The 19,600-nt window shown below is 60.9% G+C and carries 19 protein-coding genes; 2 read left to right on the forward strand and 17 right to left on the reverse strand.

What is annotated here, in order from left to right; all coding sequences use genetic code 11:
* Window positions 1-185: hypothetical protein (locus tag ACZO0A_RS10000; protein WP_486846283.1), on the forward strand; the 185-nt coding region annotated here is incomplete at its 5' end.
* Window positions 186-245: 60 nt separating this feature from the next.
* Here the strand turns inward: ACZO0A_RS10000 and ACZO0A_RS10005 are convergent.
* The 14 genes from ACZO0A_RS10005 to ACZO0A_RS10070 all read right to left on the reverse strand — a co-directional run bounded on the left by ACZO0A_RS10005 (window position 246) and on the right by ACZO0A_RS10070 (window position 17,625).
* Window positions 246-722, reverse strand: a complete 477-nt coding sequence (locus ACZO0A_RS10005; protein WP_302412352.1) for an endonuclease domain-containing protein — start codon at window positions 720-722, stop codon at window positions 246-248.
* Window positions 709-3,654 carry a phospholipid carrier-dependent glycosyltransferase gene (locus ACZO0A_RS10010; RefSeq protein WP_302412353.1) on the reverse strand — a complete coding sequence of 982 codons (2,946 nt, stop codon included), beginning with the start codon at window positions 3,652-3,654 and terminating at the stop codon, window positions 709-711. Before ACZO0A_RS10010 ends, ACZO0A_RS10005 begins: the two co-directional genes overlap by 14 nt.
* Before the next feature lie 94 nt (window positions 3,655-3,748).
* Window positions 3,749-5,146 (reverse strand): cysteine--tRNA ligase, encoded by a 1,398-nt coding sequence (cysS, locus tag ACZO0A_RS10015; protein ID WP_302375974.1) that lies wholly within the window; start codon window positions 5,144-5,146, stop codon window positions 3,749-3,751.
* Between the two features lie 73 nt (window positions 5,147-5,219).
* Window positions 5,220-7,157, reverse strand: a complete 1,938-nt coding sequence (locus ACZO0A_RS10020; RefSeq protein ID WP_302375975.1) for a hypothetical protein — start codon at window positions 7,155-7,157, stop codon at window positions 5,220-5,222.
* Entirely contained in the window at window positions 7,157-7,732 is a 576-nt protein-coding gene (pgsA, locus tag ACZO0A_RS10025) for a CDP-diacylglycerol--glycerol-3-phosphate 3-phosphatidyltransferase (protein WP_294780509.1), read from the reverse strand. Before pgsA ends, ACZO0A_RS10020 begins: the two co-directional genes overlap by 1 nt.
* Window positions 7,733-7,735: 3 nt before the next feature.
* The gene (gene rimO, locus ACZO0A_RS10030) at window positions 7,736-9,076 is read right to left on the reverse strand and encodes a 30S ribosomal protein S12 methylthiotransferase RimO (protein WP_215691070.1); all 1,341 of its coding nucleotides are present in this window, start codon (window positions 9,074-9,076) and stop codon (window positions 7,736-7,738) included.
* A gap of 227 nt (window positions 9,077-9,303) precedes the next feature.
* A complete protein-coding gene (locus tag ACZO0A_RS10035) occupies window positions 9,304-9,921 on the reverse strand; it encodes a regulatory protein RecX (RefSeq protein ID WP_302375977.1) in 618 nt (205 codons plus the stop codon).
* Between the two features lie 3 nt (window positions 9,922-9,924).
* Complete coding sequence (gene recA / locus ACZO0A_RS10040; RefSeq protein ID WP_215691053.1) at window positions 9,925-11,097, reverse strand: recombinase RecA; 1,173 nt, start codon at window positions 11,095-11,097, stop codon at window positions 9,925-9,927.
* A 133-nt stretch (window positions 11,098-11,230) separates the two neighbouring features.
* The gene (prmC, locus tag ACZO0A_RS10045) at window positions 11,231-12,049 is read right to left on the reverse strand and encodes a peptide chain release factor N(5)-glutamine methyltransferase (RefSeq protein WP_291208997.1); all 819 of its coding nucleotides are present in this window, start codon (window positions 12,047-12,049) and stop codon (window positions 11,231-11,233) included.
* Complete coding sequence (locus ACZO0A_RS10050; RefSeq protein WP_291208994.1) at window positions 12,046-12,972, reverse strand: DUF1385 domain-containing protein; 927 nt, start codon at window positions 12,970-12,972, stop codon at window positions 12,046-12,048. Before ACZO0A_RS10050 ends, prmC begins: the two co-directional genes overlap by 4 nt.
* A gap of 220 nt (window positions 12,973-13,192) precedes the next feature.
* Window positions 13,193-14,641, reverse strand: a complete 1,449-nt coding sequence (locus ACZO0A_RS10055; protein ID WP_291230787.1) for a sensor histidine kinase — start codon at window positions 14,639-14,641, stop codon at window positions 13,193-13,195.
* Window positions 14,642-14,764: 123 nt separating this feature from the next.
* A complete protein-coding gene (locus ACZO0A_RS10060; protein ID WP_215691037.1) occupies window positions 14,765-15,472 on the reverse strand; it encodes a response regulator transcription factor in 708 nt (235 codons plus the stop codon).
* A gap of 22 nt (window positions 15,473-15,494) precedes the next feature.
* Window positions 15,495-16,796 (reverse strand): hypothetical protein, encoded by a 1,302-nt coding sequence (locus tag ACZO0A_RS10065; RefSeq protein WP_215691035.1) that lies wholly within the window; start codon window positions 16,794-16,796, stop codon window positions 15,495-15,497.
* A 49-nt stretch (window positions 16,797-16,845) separates the two neighbouring features.
* Complete coding sequence (locus ACZO0A_RS10070) at window positions 16,846-17,625, reverse strand: ZIP family metal transporter (RefSeq protein WP_215691033.1); 780 nt, start codon at window positions 17,623-17,625, stop codon at window positions 16,846-16,848.
* A 142-nt stretch (window positions 17,626-17,767) separates the two neighbouring features.
* On the opposite strand from ACZO0A_RS10070, the gene ACZO0A_RS10075 reads away from it, so the two are divergent.
* Entirely contained in the window at window positions 17,768-17,959 is a 192-nt protein-coding gene (locus ACZO0A_RS10075) for a hypothetical protein (RefSeq protein ID WP_016147249.1), read from the forward strand.
* A gap of 146 nt (window positions 17,960-18,105) precedes the next feature.
* On the opposite strand, the gene deoC is transcribed toward ACZO0A_RS10075, so the two are convergent.
* From deoC to ACZO0A_RS10090, 3 genes are all read right to left on the reverse strand, one after another.
* Entirely contained in the window at window positions 18,106-18,780 is a 675-nt protein-coding gene (deoC, locus tag ACZO0A_RS10080) for a deoxyribose-phosphate aldolase (protein WP_215691032.1), read from the reverse strand.
* Window positions 18,777-18,935, reverse strand: a complete 159-nt coding sequence (locus ACZO0A_RS10085; RefSeq protein ID WP_215691029.1) for a hypothetical protein — start codon at window positions 18,933-18,935, stop codon at window positions 18,777-18,779. The genes deoC and ACZO0A_RS10085 overlap by 4 nt, the downstream gene beginning before the upstream one ends.
* A gap of 131 nt (window positions 18,936-19,066) precedes the next feature.
* Window positions 19,067-19,516 (reverse strand): GtrA family protein, encoded by a 450-nt coding sequence (locus ACZO0A_RS10090; RefSeq protein ID WP_215691026.1) that lies wholly within the window; start codon window positions 19,514-19,516, stop codon window positions 19,067-19,069.
* Between the last annotated feature and the right edge of the window lie 84 nt (window positions 19,517-19,600).

Here is a 19,600-nt window from a genome sequence, read left to right on the forward strand (position 1 = left end):
TTTGCCCCCGAAGCACGATGCGGGTACCGCAACCCGACATTATCGAGCATTTTGGCAACGCAGATGCCGTGCCGCAGCCGCCGGAGCGGTGCTTAAGCCGTCAGGCGGGAATTGTGCGGTGTTGCCTTAATACAATAACGCCGCAGCAACGGGAAATCACTTCCGTTACTGCGGCGTTTTTCTAAAGCCTCCCTTGTCAAAGGGAGGTGGCCGAGCTTCACGAGGCCGGAGGGATTCCTGCTGCCTTACGGAAGCAGCTCCATCCCCTCCTGCACCGCTTTGTCAATCGCAGTGCATACGCCTTCAAAATTTTTCATCACATCATTGTTTGCAAACCGTAGCACCCGCAGACCGTACTTTTGCAAAAACTTCGTGCGGGCCGCATCGCATACACGTCCGGCATCCTCAAAATGCTGCGAACCGTCCAGTTCCACCACCAGATTTGCCGCCGCACAGTAGAAATCAACAACATACTTGCCGACAACTTTCTGCCGCAGAAAGCGGATGGGATACCCCCGGAGAAAGTCGTACCAAAGGTGACGTTCTTCCTTCGTCATATCTTTGCGAAGCCTTCTGGCAATGGGAGTCAGCTCTTTGTTGTGCTTGCCGGTCATAAGTAATGATTCCTTTCGGTTTCTCGCAAGGCTGATGGCCTGGAATCCCTCAGTCGCCTTATCGGCGACAGCTCCCTTTGACAAGGGAGCCTTTTTAATAGAACCCAAAGCTCGGCAGCACTTCCAGGGCATCCGCCCACCAGGCGGGGATGGGCAGGCCGGATAGGGCCGGGTAGTAGAGCACAAACAGAACGGCCGCCGCCACGCACAGGCCGCCCGCAATGCGCCTGGCCCAGTCGCGGCGCTTCATGCGGGCCAGCACCAAGGCCAGCGCCGCCAGGCAGAACATGGAACTGGGGAAATAATGGTACAAGAACGTACACCGCGACACCAGCATCCAGGGGATCAGCTGCGTGCCGTACAAAATCAGCACGCCCGCGCCCTGGCGGCTGCCGCGCCCGCTGACCTGCCGCCACAGCAGGCCCACCAGCGCCGCCAGCCCGGCCAGCCAGATGACCGGCCCTGCCATGCCCACAATGCTGGCCTTGGTGCCGTAGGGCAGATAGCCGTTGCGGTAGTACCACACCGGGCGCAGGCCCAGCAGCCAGGTGTACCAGCGGCTCTCAAACGGGTGGGTCGCCTGCAAAGTGGAATGGTAACTATACATCGAGACCTGGCACTGCCACCAATCGCCCAGACTGAACGAAGGGTTGCGCCACCAGTACGGCAGGTAGGACGCAATGTAGATGCAGAGCGGCAGCAGCACATAGAACAGTACGCCGCCCACCGCCGCCGTGCGGAACTCTGCCCAGAAGCCGGGCTGCTTCTGCCGCCAGCGGGCGTACAGAACGCCCAGGTAGAGCACCGCCAGCCCGGCCCCGGCGTAGATGCCGGTCCACTTGGCTGCGCAGCCCAGGCCGAAGGCCAGCCCGCCCAGCGCCATCGGCAGAAGGGCGCTGTCCACGCCTGCCGTCAGCACCTGCTGGCAGTACCACAGCATGAAGTACGCCCCCAGCAGGATGAAAAACGTGCCGTAGACGTCAATCGTTGCCAGGCGGCTTTGGGAAAAACGCATGAAATCCAGCGCCAGCAGCACGCCGGAGACCGCCGCCACCCATGGCTTGCGGGTCAGGCGGCGCACAAAGCACCAGGCCAGCGGCACCAGCAGCACGCCGAACAGCGTACCGGAGAACCGCCATCCAAAGCCGGTCATGCCGAACATCGCGATGCCCACCATGATCAGATCCTTGCCCAGCGGTGGGTGGGTCGTCTCGTAGACAGGCATCTTGTGCAGCTGCTCATAACCGGTACGGCCATGGTAAATCTCGTCAAAATACATACTGTTCAGCTGGCTGATAGTGTCCGGCACAGCGGCCTGCTCATCAAGCAGCGCACCGCCGCCCGCTGCCGGCACCAGCTGCCCCGCCGCGTCGCGGAAGGCCAGCTCAAACAGCTGGGCGTTCTGCACGGTCACGGTCAGGGGCTGCCCTGACGCGGCGGCCACATCGTTGGCCGTCCAGCTGAAGCAGGTGCCGTAGTTCAGTTCTTTTTCAAAGACCACATTGCCCGCAGCGTCGGTCACGGTCATACTGCCGCCGAAGGAAATGCCCGGGTACACCCACAGCGAGATCGCGTCGCCCTGCGGCGTCACCGTCTCGGTCAGTACGGTATCGGTGGCGTCCAGCGGGTTCTGCGGCGCGGTGCGGCTGCCCAGGCAGGCAAAGCTCAGCACCGCCGTGGCCGCCGTCAATGCCAGCAGTGCACCCACCTCGCGGCGGGTCCATTTCGGCTGTGCGGCAGGCTGCGGCGGGGATTGCTCGGGTTCACGCTCCGGCAGGGGCAGCGTGTGGCCGTGGCGGGTGATATCCCACATGGCAAACAGCAGCAGCACAAAGCAGACCGTCTCGACCAGGCCGGTCAAGATCGCCACCGTGGAACTGGTGGCGCTGGTCAGCCATTCGTCGTCGGAGCCGGTCAGCGAGTAGACCGTGGCCAAGTTGATGAACCCGGTCAGCGACAGGCCCACCCCGGCCGCGTAAAGGCGGATATCGTCCCAATGCGCAGCGGCCAGCAGGGTCAGCAGCACGCCGGGCACCATGTAGCGCTCATGCATACAGTGGGCCAGCGTGAACACACCGATGCCGTAATACGCCGCCAGCAGCAGCGGCGAGAAGCTGCCGCCCCGGGCGCTGCGCACCGCAAAGTAGGCCAGGCCCGCCGTGACCAGCAGGATATTGAACCACCCCAGCTGCTGCCAGGTGATGCCCAGCAGTACCGTCTCTTCCAGGCCCTTCCAGTTGCCGCCCAGCGCCGCCATCCAGTTGAAGGCGTTGATGGTGGCGTAAGGGTAGCCGGACATCGTACCTGTGTACTTTTCTACCAGCTTAGGAAGCAACTGTGCGATGCCGAAAAACGGCAGCCCCGCCGCCAGCGGGGGCAGCAGTGCCAGCGCCGCACCGCCGAAGCAGCGGCCAAAGGCGCGGGGCTTATCTTCTTCCAGCGCGATAGCCGCCAGGTAGCAGGCCGCCAGCACCGGCCCGAACAATAGCGCCTGCGGCTTGATAGCCAGCGCCACGCCGAACCAGACGGCGGCGGGCAGGTAGCGGCGCTGTTCCAGCAGCAAAAAGCAGAGCAGCAGCGGCAGTGCGAATGCGCCGTCGATCTGCTTCCAGACGCCGGTGTCAAACAATAGCAGCGGGTTAAACGCTGTGAACGCCGCCAGCACCAGCGCCATGTGCTCCCCTACCCTGCCGCGCCGGGCTGTGGTATAAACCAGCGCCGCCCCCGCGCAGTCGCAGAGCGACGGCACAAGCGCCAGCAGAAAGTAGGTCCATTTGGACTCGTAGGCAATGTGCAGCGCGGCGCGGATGGCCCCCACCAGCCCCAGCACCCACAGGTAGCCGGGCGGGTAGTCGGCAAAGTAGCCCTCGCTGTAAAAGGCGGCGGGGCCCTCGGCGGCCAGCTTGTCACCCCAGGCCACAAAGCAGCTCATGTCGTAGGGGTAGCCCTCTGTCACAAGGGCCAGCACCAGCCGCAGCGCCAGCCCGCAGCCCAGCAGCAGCCAGAGGGTTTTGTTTTGTTTTTCGCGTTGTTTCGTCATATCATCACAAATCCCTGGTACAAAAGCAGGGGCCAGCCCGCGCATCCGCGCCCTGCGGCGCAGATGCGCAGGCCGCCCCTGCATCTGTTTTTGCTTACAGTTTTGCGATTTTCGGGCCCTGGGCAGTGTCGGTGACACTCCAGCCCATCTCGGTCAGCTGGGCACGGATGGCGTCCGCACGGCCCCAATCCTTGGCCTTCTTGGCGGCGGCGCGCTCCTCGACCAGCGCCGTGACCTCGGCGGGGATGCTGTCGGTCTTTTTGCGGTTGTACAGCAGGCCCAGCACGCCGGTCAGCTCGTCCATCGCCTTGGCGGCTTCTTCCAGCGTTGCCTTGTCGGAGACATCGGACAGCGTGTTGATGTCCTTGACCAGGTCGAAAATAGCGGCCAGGGCATCGGGGGTGTTCAGGTCGTCGTCCATGGCAGCCTTGAACTTTTTGCGCGCTTCTGCGCACTTCTCCACCAGCGCAGTGTCGGTGCCGTGGGCGTGCTCAATGGCGAAGTCCAGGTTGTCACGGCAGGTGTACATACGCTCAAGGCTGTTCTTGCAGCTCTCGATCAGCTCGACCGTGTAGTTCAGCGGCATGCGATAGCCCGCCGTCAGCATAAAGTAACGGATCGGCTCATAGCCGTACTTGTCGGCGATCTCGCGCACCGTGAAGAAGTTGTTCGCGCTCTTGGACATCTTCTCGTTGTTGATGTTCAGGAAACCGTTGTGCATCCAGTAGCGGCTGAAGGTGCAGCCGTTGGCGCACTCGCTCTGGGCGATCTCGTTCTCATGATGGGGGAAGATCAGATCTTGGCCGCCGGCGTGGAGGTCGATGGTCTTGCCCAGGTGCTTGCGGGCCATGGCGCTGCACTCGATGTGCCAGCCGGGACGGCCGTGCCCCCAGGGGCTTTCCCAGTAGGGCTCGCCGGGCTTGGCAGCCTTCCAGACCGCGAAATCGGCGGGATCCTCTTTCAGATCGTCGTCCATGCGGCTGCGCAGCTCACGGTTGCCGCTCTCGAGGTCGTCGAGGTTCAGATGGCTCAGCTTGCCGTAGCCGGGGTCAGACTTGACGCGGAAATAGACGTCGCCGTTGCGGGCCACATAGGCGTGGCCGCTCTCGACCAGATCCTTGACGATACCGATGATCTCGCCGATATGCTCGGTCGCGCGGGGGCGCACGGTGGGGGTCTTGACGTTCAGACCGTCAGAGTCCTTGATGTACTCGGCCTCAAACTTGCGGGCAACCTCCTGCATCGAGGTCCCCTCCTCCTGGCCTTTCTTGATGAGTTTGTCATCAATGTCGGTGATGTTGGAGACGTAGTAGACCTTGTTGCCGCAGTATTCCAGGTAGCGGCGCAGGGTGTCGAACACGATCATCGGGCGCGCGTTGCCGATGTGGATATAATTATAAACCGTCGGGCCGCAGACATAGATGCGGTATTCGCCCTCCTTCTGGGGGGTGAACTCCTCTTTCTGGCGGGTCATGGTGTTGAAGATCTGCATAGCTTGCACGTTCCTTCCTCTATATAGGGATACCTTTATTATAGCCAACACGCGGCGCGGTTGCAAGGGGGATTCAGCCGTTATTTGCGAATTGGGCGGCCAGCTCGTCCCACACGGCGCTGAAATTGTAAGGGAACCGCGCGTCCTCCTCGGCCAGATAGCTGCGGTAGGTGTCCAGCTCGGCCACAGTCGGGGCCTTGATGCGGCGGTAGGCCGTGATGGTGTAGCCGTTGCCCATGTCAAACTCCGCTGCAATCTCAAACGGCGCGTACTTTTCCTGGTTTTCCAGGAAAGCGGCGTCCATCTTCTCGGTGTGGTTGTTGGGGTCAAACGGCGTGCAGGTCAGCACGACCTGCGCCGTGAACAGTTCCTTCGGAAAGGCGTCGTTGCCGGGGTTACAGACACCGTAGGGCAAGATTTCGCGGATCGTCTCATCCGGCAGCGCCGACACGCGGAACACATCGGGGCTGTACACAACGCCGTGACAAATCATGTAGGCGGAGTTCTCGCCGGTGCAGTTTTCCCGCAGCCAGGCGTTGACCTCAGCCACCTGGGCCAGGTCGGCGCGAGGACTGTCCACATAGAAATACAGTCCGCTGTTGACAGCGTTTGGCAGAATGACCGGCAAAAGCTGGCTGCACGCGCCGAAGTTGAGGGCACACAGCACGCCCAGCACCGCAGCTACGGCGCGGCGGGGCCACGCCCAGGGCAGGTTGGCGATGAGCAGCGCACAGAGGAAGCAGCCCAGCAGGTAGAACGGTGCGACGGCCAGGGATTGGTGGTCGTCCATATTCTGCACCCGGGTCACAAGCAGCACGGTCAGCACCGCGCCGACAGCGGAGAGCATCGACAGGCTGCGGGCCTTGGATTTATACAATCCGTATAGTATGCCAACAAGCATGATTGCGAACACGAGCCAGCCCAGATAGACGCGCTGGTTGTTCAGCTCGGCCAAAAAGCCACCGGTCTGGTAGGTGGCGTAACGGTCGCTGTAATCTGCGCGGACGATGCGCCAGAACATGGGCAGCAGCGGCACGCCGACGCAGACCAGCGACGCCGCAGCAAATTTCACAAAACGCAGGGCCGCACTGCCCTGTTTGGCGCGGGCGGCCCGGGCCAGCGCCCAGACACCGTAGAGCAAATAGAACGCCACAACGGTAAACATATAGCTGCGGCGGGTCAGCATCAGCAGCCCGGTGAAGGCCGCCAGGCTGACGAGCCGTGCGGGGGCTGGGCCGCTGAAATCATACCCGACGCCCAGCGCAAACAGCATGAAGGCGAACGCCACACCCAGCAGATCCGGCATACCACGGTAGAGCGCAATGTGCAAAAGCGGCAGCAGCAGCACAAACGCCATGGACAGCGCTGTGAAGAGCCGCGGCGCTTTCGACTGCACTTTTTGACGAAACACCGTCAGGAAAATCCACGCACTGTAATAGACCAGCGTCGGGATCAGCAGCGCACAGAGCAGCGCGAAGGTGTTGGCCGTGCGGGGCGTGAACATGAAAAACGGCTCGGCCAGCAGGTTGATGACCAGCGGCGCGTAGTCGTTGAACCAGGTCTTATAGATGGTGGAACCCACGCCGGTGAACACGCCGTCGGCGAAGTTGGATTCCAGCCGCACCTGCAAATTGTAGTAGGTGGCGTTGTCCCACAGGTAGAGGCTTTGACGGCCCACCATGGCGTGCAGGTAGAACGCCGCGCTGGCCGCAATGCAGATACCGAGAATGACGGCATCTGCCTTTGTCAGCTTTGCGCCGACGGCCCTCGCCGCACGGCGGTAGAGGCAGAACACGCCCAGCACCGCCGTGCAGGAGAGCAGCAACAGCCAGATATCCACCGGATTGCGGCCGCTGCCCAGCATATCCACGGCTTGCAGCCCCAGGACAAAATGCGCCGCGGTGCTGCACACAAACTTGACTGCAAACACACACAACAAAACCAGGACGGCCCGCTCCAGGCGGGTCATCCTGCGATACAACGTATAAAGTTTCGTTCGGAGTTTTGCCATTATTTTGCCTGCATGAACAGCTTACGGTTCTGCCACAGGTAAATGCCGCCCGAAAGCACGGTGGCCGCGCCGCACAGCCAGCAGAGCACGATGGTCACAAAGCTGACAACACCCACATCCGTCGGCCCGGCCAGCGCACCACCGAAGTAGTAGAAGATGATGGTCAGCATCTGCAGAACGGTCTTGACCTTGCCCCACATATTGGCGGCAATGACCGTGCCGGTCTCGGCGGCCAGCATACGCACGCCGGCAACCGCAAACTCACGGAACAGGATGACCGCCAGCACGATGGGCGAACAGACGCCATCCGTAACCATATAAATGAAAGCGGCAGTGGTCAGGCACTTGTCGGCCAGGGGGTCCATAAACTTGCCGAAATCGGTGACAAGGTTATTCTTGCGGGCCAGGTAGCCGTCCAGAAAATCCGTGAAGCTGGCCACGGCAAAGATAATGCCCGCTGTCAGCATGAATGCGGCGTTGAAATCCGCCGTGCCATAGTGGGACAGTGCCGCAAATATCATGAACACAGGCACCAGAACCACACGCATCATCGTCAATTTATTAGGCAGATTCATACATCAATCCTCCAGCTTTTCTTCCACATAACCGTACAGGTCGTAGGTGTCGGAATCGGTGATGGTCACGTTGTAGAACGCGCCGGTCTCCAGCGGGGTGTCGGCAGGAGTCAGCACATTGCCGTCAATTTCAGGGCAGTCAGCCTTGGTGCGCAGCAGGTACATCCCGGTCTCCTCGTCGATGCCGTCGCAGATGCACTCGTAGGTGTTGCCGACCTTCTCGCCCTCGCGCTCGGCGCTGACTTCGGCCTGCAATTCCATGATGTGGTCGGCGCGGCGCTGCTTGGTTTCCTCGTCGAGCTGGTTGGGCATCTTCGCGGCCACGGTGTTTTCCTCGGCCGAGTAGGCAAAGCAGCCCAGGCGGTCAAATTTGACGGTCTTGACGAAGTCGCACAGCTCGGCGTACTGCTCCTCGGTCTCGCCGGGGAAGCCCGCGATCAGCGTGGTGCGCAGCGTGATACCGGGGATGGCAGCCCGCAGCCGGGCGATGGCATCCTCGATCTCCTTGCGGCCGCCACGGCGGTTCATCGCTTTCAGCACGGCGTCGTCGCAGTGCTGGATGGGCAGGTCAAGATAGGGCACGACCTTGGTGTTGCGGACGAGGGCCGCAATAAATTCATCGCTGATACGTTCAGGATAGGCGTACAGCACGCGAATCCAGCGGATACCGTCGATTTCCTGCAAGCGGTCCAGCAACTCACAGATGGCACCGGGTTTGCCCCAGTCCTCACCATAAGCAGTGGGGTCCTGGGCAACCAGAATCAGCTCCCGCACGCCCTCGCCAGCCAGCCAGCGGGCCTCGGCCACACAGTCGTTGATCTCGCGGCTGCGCAGCGCACCGCGGATCAGCGGGATGGCGCAGTAGTAGCAGCCGTTGTTGCAGCCCTCGGCAATTTTTAAGTACGCATAGTGGCGCGGGGTTGAGATGACGCGGGCACCGCCCAGCGGCATATCGCTCTTGGGGCCATAGCTCTCAGTCTGGCCTGCGCCGTCGGCACACAGGCGGCGCACAATGGCGGGCAGCGCGGCGTTAGAGCCGATGCCGACGACCGCGTCCACCTCAGGGATCTCCTGGATGATCTGTTGCTTGTAGCGCTCGGCCAGGCAGCCGGTGACGATGACCTTGAGGGCCGGGTTCTGCTGCTTGTACTGGCAGGCCATCAGGATATTCTCGATGGCCTCGGTCTTGGCGGACTCGATAAATCCGCAAGTGTTGATGATGATGATGTCCGCCTCGGCCGGGTCGCCCACGGTGGTGTGGCCGTCCTTGATGAGGGCATGGCAGAAAACGTCGGCGTCCACCTGGTTTTTCGGGCAGCCGAGAGAGATAATGGCAATTTTCATTGGGTAGTCCTTTATAATTGGTTTAATTTTTGAATATCGCATTGGTTGCAGGGTGCGGCGGCAGCGACGGCCTGCGGGGCGGCAGATGCTTGCCGGAAATTGTAGGGCGGCCAGCCCTCTGGCCGCCGCGGAGGGGTCAAGACCCCTCCCTACATTGCGAACCGGTAAGGGGATGCAATCGACAGGCCGAGGGCCGGGCATGCCCGGCCCCTACAGTGCGGTGCGGTTTACTCGTCGTCGGATAAGACCTCACGTATGACCGCGTGGCTGAACCCGCGCCTGGCCAGAGCGGCGGCGACCTGGTCGCGCTTGCCCGCAGCCAGCTTGGCGGCGTACTGCCGCTCCACCAATGCCCGGGCAGTGGCGAGTTCCGGGTTTTCGCCGTCTTCGCCCTCGGCAAACAGCTCCTCCACCACCTCGGCGGCGGTGTCGCGGTCGATACCTTTTGCCGACAAATCGTTTAAAATTTCACGGCGGGATTTTCGCTTGCGCAGCAGCTCCGCTGCACGGCGGCGGGCAAACCCGGCATCGTTCAACAAGCCCAGCTCCCCCGCCCGCGCCACGGCGTAGGCGGCGCTGTGGGCGTCGAACTTACGGCAGAGCTTTTGGTATAGCTCCCCCGCCGCATGGTCGCGCAGGGCCAGGTAATCCATGGCCTTGTCCAGTGCGCGGCGGGTCTCGCTTTTCTTGCGCAGTTCCTCAATTTTCCACTCTTCCAGGTCATCATCCTGATGCAGCCCGGCATCGGCAAAGGTGTTTTCATCCAGCGAGAATGCAAATTCACCGTCAAAAAACAGCGCAAGTCTGCCTTTCTTTGTCTCTTTGATTTGCGTCAATCGCGGCATGGGTTATTCATCGACCATAATATCGAGGTCTACCTCGCTGCCGGTGGTTTTGGCAGCAGGGGCGGCGGGGGCTTCACCGGCGGCGACCGGCTTGACGATCTCGCTGGGGTCCAGCGGCTTGACGGTGCCCTTCTTGCCGGCGGCCAGCAGACGGTCGGCGTTGGCGCGGACGATCTTTTCGATCTCGTCGGAGACTTCGGGGTGATCTTTCAGGAACTGCTTTGCGTTGTCGCGGCCCTGGCCCAGGCGCATTTCTCCGTAATTGAACCACGCGCCGCTCTTCTGCACGACACCCAGCTTGACGCCGAGGTCAAGGATTTCGCCGATCTTGGAGATACCTTCGCCGAACATGATGTCAAACTCGGCCTCACGGAACGGGGGTGCGACCTTATTTTTGACGATTTTAGCGCGGGTGCGGTTGCCGATGAATGCGCCGGTGGAGTCCTTCAGACCCTCGATACGGCGCACGTCGATACGCACGCTGGAATAGTATTTCAGTGCACGGCCGCCGGTGGTGACTTCGGGGTTGCCATAGACGATGCCGACTTTTTCGCGCAGCTGGTTGATGAAGATGCAGACGGTGTTCGTCTTTCCGATAACGCCGGTCAGCTTGCGCAGGGCCTGGCTCATCAGGCGGGCCTGCAGGCCGACATGGCTGTCGCCCATCTCGCCCTCAATTTCGGCGCGGGGCACCATGGCGGCAACAGAGTCGACAACGACTGCGTCAATCGCGCCGGAGCGCACAAGGGCCTCGCAAATTTCCATGGCCTGTTCACCGGTGTCCGGCTGGCTGACCAGCAGGCTGTCGATATCGACACCCAGGGCGGCGGCGTAGGTGGGGTCGAGGGCGTGCTCAACATCGATGAAAGCGACCTCGCCGCCCATCTTCTGGGCCTCGGCCAGAATTTGCAGTGCCAGCGTGGTTTTACCGGAAGATTCGGGGCCGTAGACCTCAACGATACGGCCGCGGGGCACGCCGCCGATGCCCAGCGCCAGGTCGAGGCCCAGGCTGCCGGTGGGGATGGCGTCGACCTGCATCGTGACGTTGGCGCCCAGCTTCATGACGGCACCCTTACCGAACTGCTTTTCGATCTGCGCCAGCGCGGTTTCCAGCGCGGCCTTTTTATCGGCGGCAGGGCCTGCCGTCTTGGGGGTGGTATCTTTTTTAGCTGCCATGTTGCGTTTCTCCTTTTATATGCAAAGTAAGGTTATGATTTGCGTTTGCCTCTATTATATACGATTTACGAACAGATTACAACATTTTGTTGTGCGTTTTGTGTCCCATAGACCGGATTTTCAGGCGGTTTTTTCAATTTTTTTGCAGCAAAACAACCCGGTCGTTGCCGCCGTAGTCCTTGCGGCAGCTGCCGTTGGCCCAGCCGTGGGTCTCGCCCAGGGCCAGCACATCGGCGGCCTGGGCATAGCCAATCTCCATGACCAGCCAGCCGCCCGGGCGCAGTGCGGCCTTGTAGCGGGTCGTCAGCAGGCGGTAAAAATCTAGGCCGTCCGCGCCGCCATCCAGCGCCATGGCGGGTTCGTGGGCCGTCTCGGGCATCAACGCCCCCATTTCCGGCCCGGTCAGGTAGGGTGGGTTAGAGATGATGAGATCAGCGTACTCTTCGGACAGCAACTTATAATAGGTAAAGACGTCGGCCTGCATAGTACGCACGCCGCTGTCCGCCGTGTTGGCGGTCAAATAGGGCCAGGCGTCGGGGCTTTTTTCCACGCAGGTCACGTCCGCGCCGGGGACATGGCGGGCAATGCCCAGCCCCAGGCAGCCCGTGCCCGCGCAGAGGTCGTAGACCCGCGGCGACGGCACGCCTTGCAGCAGCTCGATGGCCGTCTCGCAGACGACCTCGCTGTCAGCCCGGGGGCAGAGCACGCCGGGGCCGACTTTGAGCGAAAAGTCCATAAAATCCCACTCGCCTAAAATATATTGCAGCGGCTCTCGCGCAGCGCGGCGTTCGGCCAGCGCGGCCAAGCGGGCGGCCTCGGCTTCGGTAGGGCCGTCGTCCAGGCGCGGGTCACGGCGGGTCACAAAGCGGTAAAGTTCCGCCGCGTCAAACCGGGCGTCGGGCACACCGGCGGCGGACAGCCAAGCGCAAAGGGCCTGAAATTCAGCGTTCACCAGCGGGCTTCCTCCTGATTCTCGGGCAGGACGGGCGTGACGGCGGCAATGGCAACCTCGATCATTGAGTCGTCAGGTTCAAAGGTCGTCAGTCGCTGCATCCACAGCCCGGGCTGTGAGACGATCTTGGACAGCAGGCTGTCCGAGCGGCCCGCCCATTTCAGAATTTCATACGAAATACCGACTAAAAGTGGGAACATACACAGCTTGTACACCACGCGCAGGGCCGTGCTGGTCCAGGGCAGCACCGCATACAAAAAGATGCTGATAATGATGACGAGAATCATAAAGCTGGTGCCGCAGCGGGGGTGGAAGCGGCTCTGTTTGCGGATGTTTTCCACTGTCAGGGGCAGCCCGGCCTCGTAACAGGCGATGGTCTTATGCTCGGCACCGTGGTACTCAAAGACGCGGTGCAGTTCCTTGAAGCGGGTGCAGAGGAACATATACCCAAGGAAGATGACCATTTTCAGTACGCCTTCCAGGATGACGCGCGGCCAGCGGCCCAGCGGCGCGGCCCGCATGACAAGGCCAGTCAAAAACGTGGGCAGGAAGGTGAACAGGAACAGCGCCAGCGCCACGCCGACGAAAGCCGCGCAGGTCATCATGGCATTCTGCACGGCGGGGGTGGCGTGTTCCTCGAACCATTTGTCCAGCTTGGACTCGGCGGGTTCGGTCTCCCCCTCCATGGCGACGTCGGCAGCGTGCATCAGGTATTTGTAACCCTTATAGAGGTTTTCGGCCATGTTGCAGACGCCGCGCACCAGCGGGACTTTATTGTACCAGCGGGTCGTGACGGTGTCGTAGGTCAGATCAATGCTGCCGTCCGGCTTGCGCACCGCGCAGCAGATTTTCTCCGGTCCGCGCATCATGATGCCCTCCATCAGGGCTTGCCCGCCGACGGAGGTGCGAAATTCTTTGGACATAAGTGCTCTCCTTTGTTTCTTTGCCTTCTCCCTTGGGACTGCGCCCGCAGGCGCGTGTCGGAGCGCAACCGCCGAAGGTGGCTCTTAGCGCGGAGGCTGAAGGTGGCCCCGCAGGGCCGGATGAGGGGCGGGTGTGCCGTCATTGCCCGGTAAAGGGTGCTGCGGCAAGGTCGCCCCTCATCAGTCCGCTTCGCGGACAGCTTCCCCCTCGGGGGAGGCCTTAAATCTTTTCATGCAGATGTTCTTGCCCGGGGTGGTAGATGGGCAGGGTGACGGTGACGGTCGTGCCCTGACCCAGGGTCGAGTCGATATCGAATCGGCCGCCCAACGTCTGGACGATCTCATCAACGACGGCCAGGCCGATGCCCGAGCCGCGCACCGAGTTCTTTGCCTTGAAGAATTTCTGCTTGACCTTCTCGAGGTCATCTGCCGCGATGCCCCGGCCCTGGTCGCGGATGGACGCCGTGACCGTGACCGGGGTGCGGCTCAATTCCAGAAAAATCGTACCGCTCGGTTCGGAATATTTTATCGCATTATCGAAGAGATTCACAAACACCTGCCGCAGGCGTGCGGGATCGGCCCAGACCGGGTAGGGTTCCTCCGGCTCGGAATAGACGAGCTGCATCCCCTCCTGGCGGATACGTGCCTCGACAAAAAGCGCTGCGTCGGTGGCCTCGGCCACAAAATCCAGCACCTGACAGTTCATTTTGATGCCGTTTTGCAGGCGGGAGAAGTCGAGCAGCTCCTCCACCATCGTGTAGAGACGGTCGGTCTCGGTGCCGATGACCGACAGGCCGCGGCGGTAATTTTCATTCGTTGGGTCGTCGATATTTTCAATCGTCTCGACCCAGCCTTTAATGGAAGTCAGCGGGGTGCGCAGCTCATGGCTGACCGACGAGATAAACTCGTTTTTCAGCCGCTCGGTCTCGGCCAGGTCCTCGGCCATTTGGTTGATGGTCTTGCACAGGCGGCCAATTTCATCGTTGTATCGTGTATCCGGAAGGCGGACTTTCATGTCACCCTTGGCAATTTTCGTTGCGGTGGCTTCCACCTCACCCAGGGGGCGCACGATGGAGCGCACAAAAAACAGGCCGCTCCAGACGGTAAAGGTCAGCACCAGCACGCCCAGGCCAATGCAGATGGCAATGGTGCGCCACCACCGCGCGTCCACCAGCGAGAGGCTTGTCACCATCCGCATGGCGGCGATGCTGCCCGCCGCGTAGGGCACGAGCATCGTCACGGCCATGACGCGCTCGCCGTTGGGCGTTGTGAAGATGGCCGACCCCATGCCGTTGGCCGAGGTAAGCGCCCGGCCATAGTCGGTGCCGTCGGTCAAGTCGCGGCTCATGGTGCCGCTGCTGGTCGCCAGAATGACGCCCTGGCCGTCCAGCAGCATGAACTCGAACTTGTCCTTCTCGTCGAACTGCTCAACCACGCGGCGCAAGGCCTGGCCGCGGCTTTCGGCGGTGGTCGCAGTATTCCCCGCCGTGCCGGTGGCCTGCAAGCGGCCCACGACGGTGGAAAAACGGCTTTCCATCGCACGTTCCACCCCGCCGTAGAGGTCATTGTAGCTGTAATACAGGAACAGCCCCTCGGCAATCGCCAGCACCAGCACGGTGATGAGCAGGCTGCCGCGTATCCAGCGGCGGATGATACTGCTAGACTGCATGAGGGGAACCTCCTTTCTGGGGGGATTTTTTGGGGGCTGAAGTGTCAGGTCGTGATAAAGGCAAGGAGGATATGCGGCGGCCAGAGGACTGGCCACCCTACGAAAGCAGCCGTCAAACCCTTATTACGCGTTCCACCGGTACCCGTACCCCCACACGGTCATGATGTGCTGGGGGCTGCTGGGCTCGTCCTCGATTTTCATGCGCAGGCGGCGGATGTTCACATCGACAATTTTTACGTCGCCAAAATAGTTCTTGCCCCAGACGCCCTCCAGGATTTTTTCACGTACCAACGCCGTAGCCGGGTTGCGGAAGAACAGCTCCATGATCTGGAACTCCACTTGGGTCAGGTCGATGGGCGTGCCGGACTTGTACAGAATGCGGCTCTTTTCGTCCAGCACGAACGGCCCGCTGACCAGTTGCTCCGGCTCCTCGGCAGGTTTGGGCACACTGCCGCTGCTGCCGCGGTAGATGCGCCGGGTCAGCGCCTCCAGGCGGGCAATCAGCTCCGACACGGAAAATGGCTTGGTTATGTAATCGTCCGCGCCGATGGACAGGCCGCGGATCTTGTCGCTCTCCTGCCCTTTGGCCGACACAATGATGATGCCGATATCGCTGTCGTCGCGGCGGATGGTTTCGCACAGGCTCAGGCCGTCCATGCCCGGCAGCATAATGTCCAGCAGCGCCGCATCACAGCGCTCACCGCCGTGCATCAGCTCCAGCGCACGCTCGGCGCTGGGGGCTTCCACCACTTCCCAGCCCGCCATTTTCAGGTTCAGGGCTACCATTTCGCGGATGCTGGCTTCGTCCTCGACCAGTAAAACTCGTTTCATACAACAGGTTCCCTTCCTTATTTTAATTGGAACCCAACAGCACGGTGTTCTGGCTGATGGTGTCCAAACTCAATCCGTAATAGGGTGTGACCACCCGCGCCTGCAGCTGCTGGCTGCCGATGTTGGCAATGCGCAGGTAGTTCCCCACGCCGGTGGCCGCGTTGTCGGCCGGGTCCACGACCCGCATTTCGCAGTAGACCGTCGTGCCCTCGGCGTTGCAGAGCAGCCAGCCCGTGCCGCTCTGGTTCGAGCGTATCAGCACACTGCCGTGCATTGACTCCGGCAGCTGCATGAAAAAGTTGTACTCGCTGTCGTACACGCCAAACCGGCTGTTGCCGCCGGCCGCCGAGGTGTAATCCTTCCAGAGCGCAAAACTCAGGCGCTTGTCCATCGGCGTTTGCAGCGTACCGCCGTCGTCGATCTCCACCGGGATGTCCACGGTGCCGTTGTTATCAATGTCGCAGCTCAACAATTCGCTGTGGTAGCGCAGGGTGCTGCGCTGGATGTCGCTCAAACCACTGGGGCGGTAGGGCTGCAAAAAGCCGGTCTCGGCGTCGTACAAAATAATGTCCGACACCAGGCCGCTGGCCCCGGTCCAGGCGTCCATGACCAGGTACATACCGTCGTCGCTGCCGGTGCCCGCGTGCAGGGCTGCGCAGCTGCTGTACACGCCCTCGCCTAGGTTCAGCGTTTGGGTCGAGCGGAACTCGCCATCGTTGGCGGTCAGTAATTGCAGCGTCACGCCTCCCAGTTCGCTGTCCGGCGGCAGGGCCAGCACAAGGTCCTGCGTGTCGCCCTTGCCGGTGAAGTCGGCGACGATCATGTCGGTATAGCTCTTGCTTATGACCGTAGACAGCGTAGCACCGTCATATTGGTAGACCACCAGATATTGATCCCCCTGGGGCGAGATGTACCCGGCCAACAGCTGCTGGCTGGTGGTGTCGCGCAGGTGCGCGGCAGAAAAGCTCTGCACCTCGCTGGTCAGGCCCTCGATGGCGTGGCTGACGCGCCAGCCGCTGTCGCCGCTGGGCTCCAGCACAGCCAGCCAGACGTTGGAGCTGGTCGTGTCGGTGGTGTAGAGGATGGCTGCCTCGTCGGTGCCGTCGCCGTCCCAGTCGCCGAAGGCGAAAGGCGAGAGGAAGTCACCGTTGGCGGGGTATTTCAGGGTGGCGCTGCCGCCCAGATAGCTGTTCAGCGCCTTTTGCAGGGCCGCGCTCTCACCGGAAAGCTGCGGCGCGCGCAGCAGGGTCTCCACGTTCCCCTCCGCGCTGCACCCCGCCAGTAAAAGCGGCACAAGGAGCAGCGCGGCGATTTTTTTCATCATGGCGGTCTGCTCCTTTCTCACATAAATATACGAATATAGTATACCACATTTACGGCAGCGCCGCAATGCCTAACAGCATCAGCAGGGTGCCTGCCGCCGCACCAAAAATGCCCGCAGCGCGATGTTTGGCTGCTAGGGCCTGGGGCAGCAGCTGGGCCAGGGCCACCCATACCATAATACCCGCCGCCAGCACGACCGTCCCCGTCAAAAAGCCGGGTGTAAAAAACCGGCGCAGGAACAGCCAGGCCAGCACCGCCCCCAAGGGTTCCGCCAGCCCGGAGACAAGCGCCGCCAGCACACCGGCTGCGCGGCTGCGGGTCGCGTAGGCAAAGGGCACCGCCACGGCAAGGCCCTCCGGGATGTTGTGCAGTGCAATGGCCGCCGCAGTGCGCAGACCCAGCGCCGGGTCTGCCGTCCCGGCGAAGAATGTGAGTACGCCCTCGGGGAAGTTGTGCAGCAGCAGTGCCGCGCCGGTGATGAGGGCCGTGCGCATGGCCGCCGCGCGGGCCGGGTCGCGGCCCTGACCAAAGCGGTCGGCCAGCTCGGATTCCTCGGGCAAAAGTCGTCCCAGCAGCGCAGCGGTCAGCATTCCCAGTGCCAGCAGCGACACCGCCGCCCCGCCGCTGCCCAGCGGCGGCAGGTAAGCGGCGTAAAAATCCAGCGCTTCGGGCAGCAGATCGGTCAGTGACGCCGTGAGCATGACCCCGCCCGCAAAGCCTGCGCTGGCCGCCAGCAGCCGTTCTGTCGGTGTGCAGAGCACCGCCAGCGCCCCGCCCAATCCCGTGGACAGCCCGGCAATCGTGGTAAGTACAATCGGTGAAGTTTGCATAGGTACGCCCCCAATCTTTAGATTTGTAAATGTATACGGTGCGCAGGGCAGCATATGACAAGAGGACAGGGGTGTTCTTTGGCGGGAGAGTATGATATACTTGATTTAGCATATCAAATCGGAATTTGAAAGGAGAAAACTCATGTATCCGTTAATATCTGTTTTTATTATAGTAGTTGGTGCGCTACTATTGGTTTTTGCAAATAAAATTATAAAAAATAACAAGGTTAATCGAATTGGCATTAAAGTGGTTGGCGGTATTCTAATTATAGTTGGTTTACTTCTGCTGTATTTTTTATTATCAGGAAAATTGACATTGCCATTATCTAAGTAAGTGAAATTCCAGTTTGTAAGGATAAGCGGGTATTTATGGGAAACTGCGGGCCGGGCATACCCGGCCCCTACGGATGCACACAACATAAAAAGGCGCTGCTATCTATCTGACAGCAACGCCTTTTTATTTTATTTCGTGTTCCGCCCTTAGTACCCGCTGCCGGCCTCGCCGGAGGTGAGCAGCTTGACGGCACGGGAAGTGCCCAGGCGGTCCGCGCCGAGGTCGAGGAACTTCTCGATGTCCTCAACGGTGGAGATGCCGCCCGCAGCCTTGATCTTGCAGCGGCCCGCAACGTGCTTGGCGAACAGCTCAATGTCGTGGAAGGTCGCGCCGCCGGTGGAAAAACCGGTGGACGTCTTGATGAAGTCAGCACCGGCCTCGGGGACGATGTCGCACATCTTGATCTTCTCTTCCTCGGTCAGCAGACAGGTCTCGATGATGACCTTCAGCACCTTGTCGCCCACGGCGGCCTTGACGGCGGCAATGTCGTTGCGCACATCGTCGTACTGCTTGTTTTTCAGCCAGCCGATGTTGATGACCATATCGACCTCGGACGCGCCGTTCTCAACGGCAGTTTTGGCCTCAAAGGCCTTACTGGCGGTGTCCATAGCGCCGAGGGGGAAGCCGACGACGCAGCAGACCGGCACACGGCCCGCCATGTACTGGGCGGCCTGCTTGACATAGCAGGTATTGATGCAGACAGAAGCGCAGTGGTTGGCGATGGCCTCGTCACACAGGGTCTGGATCTGGGGCCAGGTAGCCTCGGGCTTGAGCAGGGTATGGTCGACCTTGCTCAGCATTTCTTCTTTCGTGTATTTCATCGGAAATTTTCCCCTTTCTCACAGCGCTTGCACAGGCGCGCCTGATGCAGACCCAGCGCCGCAAATACGATGGAGGTGATGCTGACCGTGGCACCGATGATGCCCAGGATCAGCCCCACCAGACGGAATGCATGACCGCGAACTTTCTGTTTCATAGGGGATGCCTCCTTTTTGGGACGTAATTTTTTGTGCACCAGCTGCTTTGCTCCGTGGGTCAGCAGCGGGTGCCTCAGTGCGAATTTGGCTACCTTAAAAATAAGCATGGCTGTCTCCTTCCCGGTTCAAGTCACTTCTTTTTAAAGATAAACAATTTGCTGAAAACATAGTTGGACAAAATGACGATGACCTGGCTGAACAGCTTGACGCCCATCGCCCACAGCTTGCCGTTGGCAGCGGCGAAAGCGACGTGCGGACCGACCAGGCTGACGCCCACCCAGATAATGAGCTGGTCCATGACCATCGTTGCGATGCGGCAGGACACAAACTGCCCGAACTCTGCCAGGGCTGCCTTGCCTTTGTTCTCGCTCTTGAACACAAAGGTGTGGTTTGTCCAGTAAGCAAAGAGGATGCAGATGATGTTGTCGATGACATTGCCGATACCCGCCGCAAAATCCGTGCCGAACGCCGCCTGGAAGGCCGCGAACACGACCAGGTTCAAGAGCGTTGCCACCCCGCCGAAGAATAGGTAGGCCAAGCCCTCGTAGTATTTTTTGATGAAGCCTTTGAGTTTTTGCATGATGTACCCGTTTTATTTGTAGGGGCGGGCATCGCCCACCCGCGGGGCGTCGAGGACGCCGTCCCCTACAACGTTCTTATACAA

This window comes from Gemmiger sp. (assembly GCF_057431175.1).

What these genes read in the sequence shown, in the direction of transcription:
- ACZO0A_RS10010 (WP_302412353.1), bottom strand. Translation starts at nt 3,654, where the DNA reads ATGACGAAACAACGCGAAAAACAAAACAAAACCCTCTGGCTGCTGCTG.
- cysS (WP_302375974.1), bottom strand. Translation starts at nt 5,146, where the DNA reads ATGCAGATCTTCAACACCATGACCCGCCAGAAAGAGGAGTTCACCCCC.
- ACZO0A_RS10020 (WP_302375975.1), bottom strand. Translation starts at nt 7,157, where the DNA reads ATGGCAAAACTCCGAACGAAACTTTATACGTTGTATCGCAGGATGACC.
- pgsA (WP_294780509.1), bottom strand. Translation starts at nt 7,732, where the DNA reads ATGAATCTGCCTAATAAATTGACGATGATGCGTGTGGTTCTGGTGCCT.
- rimO (WP_215691070.1), bottom strand. Translation starts at nt 9,076, where the DNA reads ATGAAAATTGCCATTATCTCTCTCGGCTGCCCGAAAAACCAGGTGGAC.
- ACZO0A_RS10035 (WP_302375977.1), bottom strand. Translation starts at nt 9,921, where the DNA reads ATGCCGCGATTGACGCAAATCAAAGAGACAAAGAAAGGCAGACTTGCG.
- recA (WP_215691053.1), bottom strand. Translation starts at nt 11,097, where the DNA reads ATGGCAGCTAAAAAAGATACCACCCCCAAGACGGCAGGCCCTGCCGCC.
- ACZO0A_RS10050 (WP_291208994.1), bottom strand. Translation starts at nt 12,972, where the DNA reads ATGTCCAAAGAATTTCGCACCTCCGTCGGCGGGCAAGCCCTGATGGAG.
- ACZO0A_RS10055 (WP_291230787.1), bottom strand. Translation starts at nt 14,641, where the DNA reads ATGCAGTCTAGCAGTATCATCCGCCGCTGGATACGCGGCAGCCTGCTC.
- ACZO0A_RS10060 (WP_215691037.1), bottom strand. Translation starts at nt 15,472, where the DNA reads ATGAAACGAGTTTTACTGGTCGAGGACGAAGCCAGCATCCGCGAAATG.
- ACZO0A_RS10065 (WP_215691035.1), bottom strand. Translation starts at nt 16,796, where the DNA reads ATGATGAAAAAAATCGCCGCGCTGCTCCTTGTGCCGCTTTTACTGGCG.
- ACZO0A_RS10070 (WP_215691033.1), bottom strand. Translation starts at nt 17,625, where the DNA reads ATGCAAACTTCACCGATTGTACTTACCACGATTGCCGGGCTGTCCACG.
- ACZO0A_RS10075 (WP_016147249.1), top strand. Translation starts at nt 17,768, where the DNA reads ATGTATCCGTTAATATCTGTTTTTATTATAGTAGTTGGTGCGCTACTA.
- deoC (WP_215691032.1), bottom strand. Translation starts at nt 18,780, where the DNA reads ATGAAATACACGAAAGAAGAAATGCTGAGCAAGGTCGACCATACCCTG.
- ACZO0A_RS10085 (WP_215691029.1), bottom strand. Translation starts at nt 18,935, where the DNA reads ATGAAACAGAAAGTTCGCGGTCATGCATTCCGTCTGGTGGGGCTGATC.
- ACZO0A_RS10090 (WP_215691026.1), bottom strand. Translation starts at nt 19,516, where the DNA reads ATGCAAAAACTCAAAGGCTTCATCAAAAAATACTACGAGGGCTTGGCC.